At 44.2% G+C, this 14,556-nt stretch carries 14 protein-coding genes; 8 read left to right on the top strand and 6 right to left on the bottom strand.

Annotated elements, in window-relative coordinates:
• The first annotated feature begins 395 nt into the window (after positions 1-395).
• Positions 396-1,124 (top strand): nucleoside/nucleotide kinase family protein, encoded by a 729-nt coding sequence (locus HH682_RS12960; protein ID WP_420826216.1) that lies wholly within the window; start codon positions 396-398, stop codon positions 1,122-1,124.
• A 20-nt stretch (positions 1,125-1,144) separates the two neighbouring features.
• A complete protein-coding gene (locus tag HH682_RS12955; protein WP_214237963.1) occupies positions 1,145-1,876 on the top strand; it encodes a nucleoside/nucleotide kinase family protein in 732 nt (243 codons plus the stop codon).
• Positions 1,877-1,938: 62 nt separating this feature from the next.
• Here HH682_RS12955 and HH682_RS12950 read toward each other — a convergent pair whose 3' ends face one another.
• Positions 1,939-2,298, bottom strand: a complete 360-nt coding sequence (locus HH682_RS12950) for a diacylglycerol kinase (RefSeq protein ID WP_214237962.1) — start codon at positions 2,296-2,298, stop codon at positions 1,939-1,941.
• An 82-nt stretch (positions 2,299-2,380) separates the two neighbouring features.
• Positions 2,381-3,505, bottom strand: a complete 1,125-nt coding sequence (locus HH682_RS12945; RefSeq protein ID WP_214237961.1) for an N-acetyltransferase — start codon at positions 3,503-3,505, stop codon at positions 2,381-2,383.
• Positions 3,506-4,128: 623 nt separating this feature from the next.
• Between HH682_RS12945 and HH682_RS12940 the strand changes: the two genes are divergently transcribed.
• Genes HH682_RS12940 through spt form a run of 4 tightly spaced genes read left to right on the top strand, consistent with a single transcriptional unit; the run spans position 4,129 to position 8,248 of the window.
• Complete coding sequence (locus HH682_RS12940; RefSeq protein WP_214237960.1) at positions 4,129-5,886, top strand: fatty acyl-AMP ligase; 1,758 nt, start codon at positions 4,129-4,131, stop codon at positions 5,884-5,886.
• On the top strand, positions 5,883-6,800 hold the full coding sequence (locus HH682_RS12935) for an NAD-dependent epimerase/dehydratase family protein (RefSeq protein WP_214237959.1): 918 nt from the start codon (positions 5,883-5,885) through the stop codon (positions 6,798-6,800). The genes HH682_RS12940 and HH682_RS12935 overlap by 4 nt, the downstream gene beginning before the upstream one ends.
• A 27-nt stretch (positions 6,801-6,827) precedes the next feature.
• Positions 6,828-7,076, top strand: a complete 249-nt coding sequence (locus tag HH682_RS12930) for an acyl carrier protein (RefSeq protein WP_092678101.1) — start codon at positions 6,828-6,830, stop codon at positions 7,074-7,076.
• The gene (gene spt / locus HH682_RS12925) at positions 7,076-8,248 is read left to right on the top strand and encodes a serine palmitoyltransferase (protein ID WP_214237958.1); all 1,173 of its coding nucleotides are present in this window, start codon (positions 7,076-7,078) and stop codon (positions 8,246-8,248) included. Before HH682_RS12930 ends, spt begins: the two co-directional genes overlap by 1 nt.
• Before the next feature lie 47 nt (positions 8,249-8,295).
• Here the strand turns inward: spt and HH682_RS12920 are convergent, their stop codons facing one another.
• From HH682_RS12920 to HH682_RS12910, 3 genes are read right to left on the bottom strand one after another with little or no spacing between them, the layout of a single operon-like run.
• Positions 8,296-8,865 (bottom strand): YtfJ family protein, encoded by a 570-nt coding sequence (locus tag HH682_RS12920; protein WP_214237957.1) that lies wholly within the window; start codon positions 8,863-8,865, stop codon positions 8,296-8,298.
• A gap of 43 nt (positions 8,866-8,908) precedes the next feature.
• Positions 8,909-9,745 (bottom strand): hypothetical protein, encoded by an 837-nt coding sequence (locus HH682_RS12915; RefSeq protein WP_250318699.1) that lies wholly within the window; start codon positions 9,743-9,745, stop codon positions 8,909-8,911.
• A complete protein-coding gene (locus HH682_RS12910) occupies positions 9,746-11,080 on the bottom strand; it encodes a lipopolysaccharide biosynthesis protein (RefSeq protein WP_214237956.1) in 1,335 nt (444 codons plus the stop codon).
• Between the two features lie 499 nt (positions 11,081-11,579).
• Here HH682_RS12910 and lptF point away from each other — a divergent pair, with 499 nt between their 5' ends.
• Positions 11,580-12,650, top strand: a complete 1,071-nt coding sequence (lptF, locus tag HH682_RS12905) for an LPS export ABC transporter permease LptF (protein WP_214237953.1) — start codon at positions 11,580-11,582, stop codon at positions 12,648-12,650.
• A complete protein-coding gene (gene lptG / locus HH682_RS12900; protein ID WP_214237952.1) occupies positions 12,647-13,723 on the top strand; it encodes an LPS export ABC transporter permease LptG in 1,077 nt (358 codons plus the stop codon). The genes lptF and lptG overlap by 4 nt, the downstream gene beginning before the upstream one ends.
• A gap of 78 nt (positions 13,724-13,801) precedes the next feature.
• Here lptG and HH682_RS12895 read toward each other — a convergent pair whose 3' ends face one another.
• Complete coding sequence (locus HH682_RS12895) at positions 13,802-14,182, bottom strand: YgiW/YdeI family stress tolerance OB fold protein (protein WP_214237951.1); 381 nt, start codon at positions 14,180-14,182, stop codon at positions 13,802-13,804.
• Positions 14,183-14,556: the final 374 nt, after the last annotated feature.

Below are 14,556 nucleotides of genomic sequence, written 5' to 3'. Positions count from 1 at the left end.
ATAGCTTAACCCATCTATCACCAAAAGTGTGATGTCACTTCAATAACTGGGGAGAAACCAATACATTCTGCCGAAGTTTAGCCTGTCTAATTTAGCAGTTTATGCTGCAAATTATCGGTTGGGAACAGAATGAAAGGGGTTATTTGTAACAAACTCTCCGTTTACTGCCACAACCTGTTTAATATCATTAATGATTTTACTCAGTTATCACAGGGTAAAACCTCCTAAAAGGGTGATGTGGAGATACTTAAGTCAGCATCATACCAGAGGGCTGCTTGGCGTTAGCGTAACGTGCGTCTTAAGGAGAAGCGTATGAGTTAAAGGGGGAAGGGAAGACAACTAGTATTAAATCCTCTACTATAGCGCGAAATTGAATATTAAAATGTGTAACGGTTATTGTGAATAATTCGACCTCATCTCCTCAATCCTCCCCCATACGTGTCATTGCTATCACCGGCTGTGATGGTTCGGGTAAATCAACACTCGCCAACAGATTGGTTCAAACTCTTGCGTTACGGACAACAGTAGAACAGGTCTATTTAGGGCAATCATCTGGCTTTATTAAGCAAAAAATTACCGAATTGCCAGTGGTGGGAGAAAAGATTGCAGCCTATTTGGTCAGCAAATCCGATAAAGTGCATGAGAAACCGAATACTCCTCCGGGTAATGCAGAAGGGACGGTGATTTTCTTGCTATCCTGCTGGCGTGCCTACAAATTCAAAAGAATGCTACGTCGTGCCCAAGAGGGCGTACTGCTGGTGACGGACCGCTATCCGCAAGCAGAAGTGGCGGGTTTTCGTGTTGATGGTCCACACCTTAGTAAAGCCCGAGGGGGAAGTCGATGGATCCAAATGTTGAGAAAGCGTGAGCAACGTCTTTATGAGTGGATGGCATCCTATCCTCCTGCCTTATTGATTCGCTTATCGATTGATGAAGAGACGGCTTATGCGCGTAAACCCGATCATGATATTGCCTCGTTGCGCGAGAAAATTAGGGTTATCCCAACGTTAACGTTTAATGGGGCGCATATTCTCGAATTATGTGGCAGAGATCCTGAAGACGAAGTGTTTAAGGCTTCATTGGAAGCCATTCATAATACTTTCAATCTTCCCAACTCATTCTGATAACGGTAAATACCTCTATTATGACTACTCATTCTGATCCATATACGTCCTCTACCCCTACAGTCACGCCTATTGTTATACCGCGGATGGTCGCTATTGTCGGTTGTGATGGCTCTGGTAAATCGACCATCACTGCTGATCTGATCAAAGAAATGCAGAAAATTCGGCAGACTGAACGCCGTTACTTAGGGCTTATTTCAGGCGAAGACGGCGATAAAATTAAAAAGCTTCCCATTATTGGTGTGTGGCTTGAGCGTCGTTTAGCTAAAAAGTCTGAAAAAACCCAAAGTATGCGGAGTGAAGCGCCTGCATTGTGGGCCGCTTTTATTATGTACGCGCTCTCTTGCTGGCGTTCTTCCAACTTTCATAAAGCGAAAGCATTAGCGGAAAGTGGCGTATTGGTCATTGCTGACCGCTATCCACAAGCGGAAATTTCAGGTTTTCATTATGACGGACCAGGTCTAGGCATTGAGCGTGTCAAAGGGTGGTTACTCAAAGAGATGGCTAGAAAAGAAGTCGTGATTTACCAGAAATTAGCTAATTATCAGCCTGAATTGATTATTCGTTTGGATATTGACGTGGAGACAGCGTTTGCACGGAAACCTGACCATAGCTATCAAGAGTTAAGCGATAAGATAAGTGTCATGCGCCAGCTTAACTATAATGGCGCCAAAATTTTAGATTTGGATTCAAGAAAACCCTACGAAGAGGTTCTCGCCAGTGTTCTTGTCGCGGTGAAAGCAATTAAGTAAAAGGTCAAGGGCGTGATGAAAAGCCGTTTCATTAACGCCCAGATTAAAAGTTAACGGGTCGGTTAGAAAACCACAACCAACCAGATTAACAGTGTTGCGACGATTGCGATTAATTGTGCGGCACCTGCCATATCCTTTGCTCGCTTAGACAGAGGGTGAATCTCATAAGAAATTCGATCAACCACTGTTTCAATGGCTGTATTGAGTAATTCAATAACGACCAATAAAAAGCTGCATAGAATTAGCAGAATATGTTGTGTCTTCGAAATATTGAGCGTCAATGAAATCAGTAAAAGGAGCGAACTGAAGATAAAAATATGACGGAAGGCATCTTCTGTTTTAAATGCATCGGTTACTCCCGCCCAGGAGTTTTTAATACTGAAAACTAGGCGTTTTAAACCAGTGTGTTTTTCAATCGACATGTTGAGTCATCTTTAGACAAAGGTTAAATGATAGCAGGCGAGTTTTCTTCGCTGCTATCACGGTGATTATTCGCTAAAGCGACTAAATCTTTTTCTCAAATAATCGATAGTTTTTATAGGGCTCAGCGCCAATACGTTCAAGTATCGTTCGCATACCGGTATTGGTTTCTAGAATCCAAGACATTTCTAACGCGTCGATATTACGACGGCGGAAAGGCTCTCGTAATGCTTCGATTAGGAGCAGAGCAATGATCGGCCCCATTCGACTGAATTGGTATTCTTTCTTAACGCCCATTAAAGGGACCCGAGCAGTTCGTACGCCACTGACTTTTAAACGCCACAGTACTTTAGCCCAGCCAAAAGGAAGCAGTTTACCTTTAAGGTCTTCAATAGCTTCATTAATGTTAGGGAGTCCAACAATAAACGCAGCGGGTTCACCATCAATTTCAGCGATATAGATCATATCGTCAGGGACCAAATACTTGAGCTGTTGGCCCATGGTGGCAAATTCATGTTCAGTGAAGGGAACAAACCCCCAGTTATCCTGCCAACCTAAATTGAAAAGGTTTCTCAGAATCTGCATCTCTTGGTCGAAGATTTTTCGATTGAGCGGGCGGATGGTCACTTTCTTACGAACATTATCCATTAACTTGGTAAGACTCGGTTCAAAATGTAGATCCGTACGCTTCATCCAATAGGCAATTAAATCGATGGCTTTACTGTAGCCCAGCTTCTCAATATGTTTACCGTACCAAGGCTTACCATGCGTCATTAATGCAGAAGGTGGGGTATCAAAACCATTGACCAGCAATCCACTTTCTTGGTTAATATTAAGGCTAAATGGCCCGGTGATTTGATGGGCGCCTTGAGAAATAAGCCATTCTTCTGCCGTTTTGAATAGCGCTGCAAACACTTCTTCATCATCTATCGCATCAATCATTCCAAAATGGCCGGTGTTAGGACCATACAACTCACGGTGAAGGGAGTCTATTTGTGCAGTGATGCGTCCGACGACTTCAGAACCGCGCTTGGCGAGCCAAGCTTGCCAGACCACGTGGTCTGAGGCGGGATTTTTTTTGGAGAGATGTTCTTCACGCTCGACAAATAATGGGTCGATCCAATTCTCGTCACCCGCAAATAGGGTAGAGGGAAAATTGATGAAGGCTTTCAGATCCTGTTTGGACGAAACTTTTTCTATTGAGATCATAAATACCATTACTTCAAGTAATTGTTAAATTGGTAGCAAATCACTCCATGCGATTCATGCAAGAAACGCAGCAACAAGCAGCAATAAAGAGGAGGCTATAGACTCGGCAGTGTGTTAGTATATCGAAACAGTCACGGTAGTAATTGTCAATTTTTTTTTGAAAGTTAGCGTGAAAACATTCTGACATACTATTAATTTGTAACGAAAACCATGATTTTAAAAGAAAACGTTACAGGGTAGTGGTAAGTACGTAATTTAGTATTAAAAGTAGTGGAACGCACATTTTACCTATGACATGATATTTTAAGATCTTTACAATTGCAGCGCGCTTTCAGAGCAAGCCCCTTAACACTGCACTCGCATTTGTCTAAAATTTCATGTTAAGCATTGAGCGATCGGTAAGTACTCACCTAACGTCTTCGCTGTGAAATGGTGAACTATGTTCAGGACGAGGCGTTTATCAACACCTTAATTGGGTAAGTGAAGTGTGTGTGAGAACGGTGAGCAGGCGACGATTTTATCATCGTAAGTTGGAAGATGCTTGAATTACTACTCTGGTCGGTAGCTCTGTGTAGAGCTTAAACTTCCTCAATATCTTTTAGTATCAACAGGTGTACCACTATATGGAAGCGTCTACAACGTTTGCAACTCAATCCCATCATCAACTTCCAATCCGCTATGCAGATTTCGCAACGCTAGCTGAAGCTTTGGATTATGCAGCACTCGGTAAAACCGGCATGAATTTTTATGATCGCCGTAATAACCTAATGGCTGCAGTACCTTACAGTGTTCTTAAAGTAAACGCTGTAGAAGGTGCTCATAAGTTGCTTTCTTTAGGATTGACTAAAGGGGATCGCGTTGCACTCATTGCAGAAACAAGTGTTGAGTTCGTAGAAACATTTTTTGCGTGCCAATATGCGGGATTGATCGCTGTGCCGCTCGCGATCCCTATGGGTATCGGTCAAAGTGCATCCTACGTGAAAAAACTCACGGGCTTACTCAATGGCTGCCAAGCATCTGTTGTTTTGAGTAGCAAAGAGTGGCTTCCGATGGTGCAAGAAGTCGTCTGTGACTATAACGCCCCGACTATTTTAAGCCATGAAGCCTTTGCTCAGATTACCCATGAAGCCAATAGCGAGTTACCTCCGGTAGCAGAGGACGATATCGCTTATTTGCAATATACCTCTGGTAGTACTCGTTTTCCTCGTGGCGTGGTTGTCACCCAAGCCTCGGCAATGGCCAATTTACGCGCTATAAGTCACGATGGGATCAAGCTTAAAAAAGACGATCGCTGTGTCTCTTGGCTTCCCTTTTATCATGATATGGGCTTGGTAGGCTTTGTATTGACGCCGGTTGCTACGCAGATTTCGGTCGATTACCTGCGTACACAAGATTTTGCCATGCGTCCAATTCAATGGCTGAAACTGATCACCAAAAATAAGGGTACAGTTTCTGTTGCACCGCCTTTCGGCTATGAAATTTGTCTTCGTCGAAGTAATGAGAAAGAGTTAGCCGAGTTGGATCTGTCGAGCTGGCGAATTGCCGGTGTCGGCGCTGAGCCTATCCCCTCTGGATTATTGGATCGCTTTACAGAGCATTTTAGCCAAGTCGGCTTTAGTGAAGATACTTTTATGCCATGCTATGGCCTTGCGGAAAACACACTCGCCGTAAGTTTCTTCGACAAAGGCACTGGGCCGCGTTACAACGTAGTTGACCGCTATATTTTAGAATATGAAAGTAAAGCCGTGGCTCCAAAAGACGAACGTGCAGCGCAAGCGGTTTTTGTTAACTGCGGTAAAGCGATGCCTGGGCACGAAATTGTTATCCGTAACGAAAAAGATGAGCCGTTAGCGGAAAGAAGCATTGGTCATATTTGTATTGCGGGTCCAAGTTTAATGCGCGGTTACTTCCGTGATAAAGAGTCGCATCAGCAGATCCAAGAGAAAGGCTGGCTAGATACCGGAGACCTCGGCTATTTACTCGATGGCAATCTCTACATCACTGGGCGTAAAAAAGATCTTATCATTATTCGTGGACGAAACATTTGGCCGCAAGATATTGAATATATGGCAGAAGCTGAGCCAGAAGTCCGCACCGGTGACGCTATTGCTTTTATGACAAATCAAGAACATGACGATGCTGAAAGGATTATCTTACAGGTTCAATGTCGAGTGACTTCAACAGAACGTCGTGGTCAAATCGTTCATTCACTTTCATCACGTATTCGTAATGAATTTGGCGTCTCGGTAGATGTTGTTTTGGTACCACCTCACAGTATTCCTCGGACTTCATCAGGTAAGCCTGCACGAGCTGAAGCAAAAAAACTTTATTTGAATCAAAATTTTGAACCACAGTTTCAACTCGCTGGAAATAAGCAATGACCCAAACTGTTGCCTTGACAGGTGCAACTGGCTTTATCGGTTCACATATCGTCGAGAAACTGTTATCGGCTGGATTTCATGTGCGAGCGCTCACCCGCTCGCCATCGACTAATGCTAACCAATTAGGCCTGACATGGGTACGCGGCTCGTTAGAAAATGAGGCGTCATTGGCCGAGTTAGTCGCAGGTGCTGAGGTGGTCATTCATTGTGCCGGTCAAGTGAGAGGTAAAAATTTCTCAACCTTTACGCAGGCAAACATTGAGGGAAGTTTACGTTTACTTCGCGCCACAGAAGAGGGTACCAGTTGTAAGCGATACCTCTTTATTTCATCACTGGCTGCTCGCCATCCACAGCTTTCATGGTATGCCCATTCCAAAGCTCTCGCGGAACAGCAACTGGTGGCACAAGCCGCATCCGTATCGATAGGCATTTTCCGCCCGACTGCTGTTTATGGCCCAAGAGATAAAGAGCTTCATCCTGTTTTTACTTGGTTATTACGAGGCCTACTCCCTCAGACAGGTTCCTCAGCGACACAATTATCTTTTCTGCATGTTTATGATTTTGCAGAGGCTGTGGTCAAATGGATCGAGGCGAAAGTCGAGCATAGTGAGCCTTACGAACTCTGCGACGGACACCCTTCAGGTTACCGCTGGCAAGATCTCCAAACTATCGGCCAATCTATTCGTCAAAAACCGGTCAAAGTTATAAAAATCCCTCTACCGTTACTCAAAACCATTGCAACGCTCTCGACTCAAATTAGCCGTTTGTCCGGTAAAGAACCGATGCTAACGCAGAGTAAAATCGGCGAGTTAACGCATAGAGATTGGTCAGCAACAAATGTTACGATAACTCGTAATATCGGTTGGACCCCAAATATCCGCTTAGAACGTGCGCTTCGCGACGGGCTATTTTGATTTACATTTCTAGGTAAGAAGATGGCAATGGAAAATAAACAGCAACTACTCGATTATGTTATTGATTGTCTTGGACAACTAGTCGCCGAAGGTAAAACCGTTAAGCCTGACAGTGATTTAGTTAACGATCTCGGTTTAGAGTCAGTGAACGTCATGCGTTTACTGATGATGTTGGAAGATGAATTAGATATTTCAATCCCGATCAATATCCTGATGAATGTGAAAACACCAGAGCAGTTAGTGGCCGCCATTGAACCCTTAATTGGAGAGCAATAATGGGTTTATATGACAAATTCACCCGCTTTGTTGAAGAGCGTCAAAAATTCCAAGTATCGGGCATTAATCCTTTCGGAACCTGTATTGATGAAATCTATTCAGCGACCGAAGGAAGAATTGGCGATAAAAGAATCATTCTTGCGGGCTCTAATAACTATCTCGGACTGACTTTCGATGCTGGAGCTATCCAAGAGAGCCAAGAGGCCTTACGCTTACAAGGAACGGGCACAACCGGTTCTCGTATGGCGAATGGCACGTTCGGGTCACACTTAGCCCTAGAGCAAGAGATCGCAGCCTTTTTTGATTTACCTACCGCAATTGTCTTCTCCACCGGTTATACCGCAAACCTGGGCGTTATTAGTGCTCTGGCTACGCCGGACGCTGTGGTGATTATCGATGAAGACTCGCATGCCAGTATTTATGATGCTTGTGCATTAGGCGGCGCGCAAATCATCCGTTTTCGACATAACGATGCCAAAGACCTCGAACGTCGTATGCAACGTTTAGGTGAGAAAGCGAAAGAAGCGATTATCATCGTTGAAGGCATTTACAGTATGCTGGGTGATGTCGCACCACTGAAAGAGATCGTCGATATTAAGCGCCGTTACGGTGGTTATATCCTAGTCGATGAAGCACACTCCTTTGGCGTGATGGGAGAGAAAGGTCGCGGTCTGGTTGAAGAGCTTGGCGTTGAAGCCGATATCGATATCATCTTAGGGACGTTCTCGAAAAGTCTTGCTGCTATCGGTGGTTTTGCCGTGGGTGGCAAACAGCTGGATGTATTACGCTACTGCAGCCGTCCTTATATTTTCACCGCATCACCTTCTCCAGCAAGTATCGCTTCAGTCAGGGCGTCGTTAAGACAAGTTGGCCACTCAACGGCACTGCGTGAGAAGTTATGGAGTAACGCACATCGGCTGTACACAGGCCTTGCAGAACTCGGTTATAAGCTTGGCGAGCGAGTCAGTCCAGTGGTTCCTGTAATGATCGAATCTAAAGAAGCAGGACTAGAAATGTGGCGTGCATTGGTCGAGAAGGGGGTCTATGTCAATCTCGTATTACCGCCAGCGGCACCTTTTGGTATGACATTATTACGTTGTAGCGTCAACGCTGCGCACAGTGATGAGCAAATCGATGCCATTATTCGTGCTTTTGCAGAGCTAAAAGCGTAAAACCTTGCCGTAATTCTTAATGCTAAGAATTACGGCAGTTGCTTTCCTCAGTACCCACCAACCTCTTGTGCGACCAATTCGCGAAGTAATTGGATCACATGGCTCACCTCAGCATCCGTCATTGGACCATCTTTTTGCCAGCAAACCTTGCCTTGCTTATCCGTTACAATGATTGTCGATGAAGCAGCAGGTAATTGCCAAAGCACTTTACCTTTACCGTTATTATCGATAACAAATTGAGCCCAAGGGTACTTGCGTTGATTCTTTTCAATTTTCCCTTGCACGAATAGCCCAGTACCGAATAACTCGTCATCCGCATTGACAATGGTTACCGGCTGAAAATAAGCGGTAGGCAACTGCGCCGCCTTTACCGCTTTGATCATGTCGCCGTTTTGTTTTTTGGCTGAACTTCGACCAGCAATATATTGGATGATCCGTACTTTACCGACCAACTTTTGGCTATCCCACGGCTGATAGGTAATTTTATTATCAGTGAGGACGAGTTGACCCTTATCGGATACCGATAAGGGTTTAACAGGTTGGCCAATAATGAAATTATTAGCCATCGCTAGGGTAGGGAGCAGTGATAGTAATACAGCGACAAATTTACGTGTCATCGTTCTATCCTATAAGAGAGCCTAATTAAGATTTACTTAGCTATTAGGCTCTGACAATTTTCCCGACCAGTTGTTCCAGACAATCCCGGATATGGCTATCCAGTGGTGCAGGGGTTTCATATTCGCGAGTGCCTGAAAGCTTATCGGCGACCATCTCATCATGCTTATCGCCCATGAGCCCGTTAATATTGGCAAGAAAACGTGAGATGGCATAAACCTGAGGAGTATTATTCTCGATAGAGCGCTGTGTATCGAAAAAAGAGACCTGCTGACTGACAATTTTCCGAATATCGTGAAATTCAGTGCCGGTTACCATCGGTTTATTAAGCATCTCAGCAAGTTGATTAATTTGGCGTGACACATAATGTTGAAAACCGACTTCGTTATCAGCTTGTAAACGATTGAGCGAGCGTTTCACCCAATTCCACACCGGGCGACTCAATAATAGACGAAGAATTTTGCCATAGTGCTGGACGCTTTTCTTGTTGCCATTCTTGAAGCCATCTTGCAGGTGTCCTAAATATACGGTTGTGGCTTTGAAGATCGTGTCAGCATCGTGGTGACGACTATAAAGACGCTGCGCAAATCGTAAATGTTTGTAGCGCGCTCGGATATATTTATACTGTTTACGCTGGGCTTTGGTGAGGTCTTTTCCGTCTAAAAGTTGATTGATTAATCCTAGCAACTCTTGACGTGTAAAGCCTTCCTCCCATAGTTGTAAACACAATGCATAATAATCGCGAATATTTTGCTGCGAGGTACCGAGTACTATCGCAGGTAAGTCCCTTGTCTCATTATTGATTACGTCGTCTTCATCAATCGCTAAAAATAAGCGATCAACGGCCTCTTGAGGATATTTTTTCCAACCAATGCTATTCATTTATGCTGTCTCAAGCGGTTTATGATAAATCAGCGTATTTCGCCGACGATAAGCTAATAGTGTTGGGAAGAGGGTAAGTATGACTTCTGACGATTGCCCAATTAAATAGGCGATTGCAGCACCCTCAACGCCATAGAGATGGGATAATAACATTAATAGAAGAATATAAGATCCCGCCGCAATGATTTGCACGCCCAAATAAATGCGCTGTTTACCCGCCATTAAGAGTAACGACTCTTGCGGAAAGCCCATCATTGAGATCACAATCGCGCCTAACATAATCTGTATAAGGCTGTAGGCTTCAAGATATTTTTGTCCAAACACAAAAGCAATAACCGAACCACCTGCCGTATAAACGATTAACGCGATAAGTAATCCCAATCCCCCAGCAAATAGAGACGAACGGATCCCTAACAGCCAAGGTTTTGATGTCCGAGGATCGAGGCGCATAATTTCTGGATAAAAACTTTTCTCTAGTAATTTAGCGGGCGTCCCGGTTGCGTCGAAGAAGGTCATGGCGATTTTAAACAGTCCCGCAGCGCTGGGACCGATGAAAATCCCCACTAATAGGGTGCTACAAGAGTTCTGGGCCGCCCAAATAGAGTGGGCGAAGTTAGTTGTCCAGACGAAGTTCCAACATCCCGGAATACGTTTGCTGGCTTTAAAGAGCGAAGGACGTAACGCATTATGCAGGTTAATTCTTTTGAGTTCTTGGCGTGCAAACCACCAGAAAAGTGATCCCCCAAACAGATTAGCCAAGTACCAAGAGACAACGAATCCTGCAAATCCAAGATGACCGAAATAAGAAATTAAACTTCCGATAGCGATTAATAAAGGTTTGACAGCCTGTTGGATAGCAATGAGATCAAATCTATCTAACGTCCTCAGGATTCCCGTAGGTGTCGAGGAGGCCATAGTCGGTATTAATGTGCAATAGAGTAGGGCTAATTTAAAGGATGTGGCATCTAAACCTAGGGAATGCGACAGAAAAGGGAGCAATAACATACCGCCCGCGATCGCAACAATACTGCTGGCAATATCGAGGCCAAAAGAGAAAGAGACCACATCGCGTAAACGCTGGTGATTACCATTGGTGTGCGCGGGGGCACCATATTGCACAACGAACTGCCAGGTTTGAAACTTCACAAAATCACTGATGGCTTTGGTATAAGACTGGATGACAACCAAGGTCCCAAACAGCTGGGGAGTCATGCCTTTACCTGCACAGGATAGCGCTAAGAGTCCTAGAAGAGCACTGACCACATTACCCGAAAGTAAATAGACGCTGTTTCGAAGAATAGTGCGGAAAGCACCGTCTGAAAACCAATTTTTCATTAAGACCAACTCTAAGACAGTATTAAATAGCGATTAGGTATGACTTCTTCAGGCCAATCTAACAGGATGGATTATTCGCAACGCTGAATGCGGTGGGATCCCTATTGGAAATGAAGTAGTGATGCGCTCCTTTTTATTGCGCAGCTTGGTGTTACCCCAGTAGCGTAAGGAGGCTCTGTCGCTTCTATTTCGAATGCAGCATGATAAAGCATTCACACTGTGTTGTTAAGCATCCCTATTGTTGATCAGTGCGGCACCCATCTAGGGCGTTCATATTACGGCTCACTTCCAACGGAGTGCGAAAGCTTATACCCATCGCTGTTTATCGATCATTTTTGTATTCTTGTAACAGTATAATGTTTAAGTTAAACGGTTCATTTATTGGCTATGTGTTAACATTCATTGATCAGTCATCCCTAACACAACCGCGTATTAGGTGATGGTGGATGAATAGAAATTTATTCGTATTGAGAGTGCACTGCGGGGGTAATGTTAGGTTATGTATTTGTTTGAGCGTTATGTCATGAGAGAAACGCGCAACGTCGTTTTGATGATTGTCGGTTTCTTAATTTTTATCTTTACTATTTATTCCGCTCAACGTTACCTCACTGATGCGGCGAATGGTACCCTGGCGCTAAAGGCCGTATTTGTCATCGTTTTTTATAAGGCATTGATTGCGTTAGAGATGCTATTACCCATTGGACTCTACGTGGCTACGGCAATCTCATTAGGACAACTTTACAGTGACTCAGAGATTACTGCTGCATTGGCGGCAGGTATCTCCCCATTACGTCTGTATCGTGGAATTTTATTACTGGCCATCCCCGTTGGCATTGCCTGCGCCTTGCTTTCCATGTATGGCAGACCTTGGGCCTATGCGCACATTGACCAACTGATGCAGGCGTCGCAGTCCAGTTTTGATGTGAGCCATTTGCAAGCGAATAAATTCAATATTGAGGATGACGGCACAATGGTTCATGCCCAGACCATTACGCCAAGCGATAATCATATTCAGAATACCTTTATCTATACCAGCGATAAAGGCGTGACAAAAGTGTTCCGCTCGCAATTGGGTAGCATTGATAATTCCCGACCGCAGATGCCTATTGCTCACTTACAGTCAGGTTCAGCCTATACCTTTGAACATGGTTCGACCAACGATAGCCAACAAACTTATCGTAATTTAGCAATTAACTTAAAGCCAGCGGCCGATGATGAGGAAGTGCGTAGTAAAGCTAAATCAATGAAGACACTGGATGACTCTCATGATTTATCAGATATTGCCGAACGGCAGTGGCGTCAGACGCGTGGGCTTAATGCGGTGTTAATGACATTACTGGCGATTCCCCTCAGTCGGGTTCGTCCGCGTCAAGGCCGTTTTTCGGTACTGCTCCCGCTAGCCTTAGTGTTTATCGTGATCTTTTTTGCCGGCAACATCTGTCGGACTCTGGTGAGTAACGGGATGCTGCCGCCGGTTATCGGGGTATGGCTGGTATCTTGGGTGATGCTACTCGGCAACCTCTATTTCTGGGTCAGAGACTCTTCACTACTAAAGAAGTGGTTTAAATGAATATCTTTTCGCGTTATTTAATCCGCCATTTATTCATCGGCTATTTCGCGGCGGCGCTACTGCTCGTCCCACTGTTCACGCTTTTTGACTTTATCTCTGAACTAGAAGATGTGTCTACTACCTATAGCTGGGGTCAAGCACTGCTGGTCGTTGTCTACCTTATTCCACGATGCTTAGTGAACTTAAGTCCATTTATCGCCTTGTTAGGCGGTATTGTTGGCTTGGGTAATATGTCTAAGAATATGGAACTCACGGCCATACGTTGTGCTGGCTTCTCTATTTTTAGAATCGCGATTGTCGTATTAATATCCGGGATGATGTTCACGGCTTCACTGGCGGTTATTGACGAGTGGGTAGCCTCGCCCCTGCAGCAGCAAGCGCAATTACGTAAAGAGACCGCCTTGGCGGATAGTCAAGACAGTGATTCGAATACTAAGACGATATGGGGCCAGCAAGGGCAAGAGTTTGTCCGTATCGATCATCTGGATCAAAATGGGCAACCGCAGAATATTGAGATTTTCGATTACAACAGCGATTTGACGTTGAAGAATTACCTGTTCGCCGAGTCGGCGGCCTACGGTGAGAACAACACTTGGATCCTGCATAACGTCAAACACACGCAATGGCAGGGTGACCGTCAGTCCACCAGTCAGCAAGCAACGATGGATTGGCCTTCAATCTTTAACAGCAATAACTTAAAGCAACTCCAATTATCGACTGAGAGCTACTCAATCCCACAATTGAAGAGTTATATTCATTATTTGAAAGATACCGCGCAGCCTTCCATGGAATATCGTTCCGCATTATGGCAAAAATTGGGGCGGCCTATCTTGGTGTTAGCCATGGTACTACTGATTATCCCATTCACTTTTGTTAATGCGCGTGATGCGGGGATGGGGAACCGACTATCCTTGGGAGTGATTGTGGGATTGGTCACTTATATCATCTATCAGATATGTATTAACCTCGGTTTGATTTTCGCTATCCCGCCGTTAATCGCGGTCGTTGTGCCCCCCATCCTTATGTTGGTTACTTCAATGGTGTTAGTCTATCGTTTCAATAAAAAGAAATAGGGAAGAGTATTTCGATTAAACGTGGAATGTTTTTTTCGAGACGCCTCACTGAATTTTGCGGTGAGGCGTCTAACACTATTACTTAACTAGGGTCACTTTTTTCACATCGATATCGATTTTGTTGCCATCCTTATCAACTTCACCTTCTAGTCTTACTGTGTCATTCGGTGATACCGACTGACCCATCCATTTATGATCATCAATTTCTACTACAACCGTTCCTGTACTGTCTTTGAATTCATAATGTTCATGACTGATCTTTTTAGTGATCTGACCTTCAAGCATAACTTTAGCATCGTCTTGCAGATTTTTGGACTGCGCTACGGTGAAAGTCTTGTGCGGGCCATTGAAGCCGCCTTGTTGTGAGGTTTCGCTACCAGGACCGGTAAAACCTGCTTGTTGTGCAAATACCGGAAGGGTCAAACTCGTCAACAATGATAATAATAATAATTTTTTCACGTCTATCTCCTTATTAAGTTCTGCAAAAAGGATAGCAGTGACTTGTAACAAAATTTGAAAAATGACTCAGCCTTTTTAGTTTTTGTGATCGAGACGACTGATTGCTGTAAAAATCTGAACCTAGAGCTCTTCAATGCCCTCTAAGCGCTTCTTCACCCCCAAAATTAAGCTCGAGGTTTATATTGACTTCTTGAAACTCCTCTATCTACTCCAATCAACCGGTTAATTTTGATAAAAAGTAAATAATTTCTATCTAGTTTGAATAAAAATCATTATTAACTTTATGCAAAAAATAACGGTGATGTATCCAATTAGTTGAATTGATGTATAATCATCGCTTTGAGGTTTTCTCATGGCCAGCGTTACTGTTCATT

It is taken from the genome of Rosenbergiella gaditana, from assembly GCF_018494065.1.
Classification (GTDB): Bacteria; Pseudomonadota; Gammaproteobacteria; order Enterobacterales; family Enterobacteriaceae; genus Rosenbergiella; species Rosenbergiella gaditana.
The sequence above is the reverse complement of the archived record's forward strand: the minus strand, read 5'-3'. Positions and strand labels throughout refer to the sequence as shown.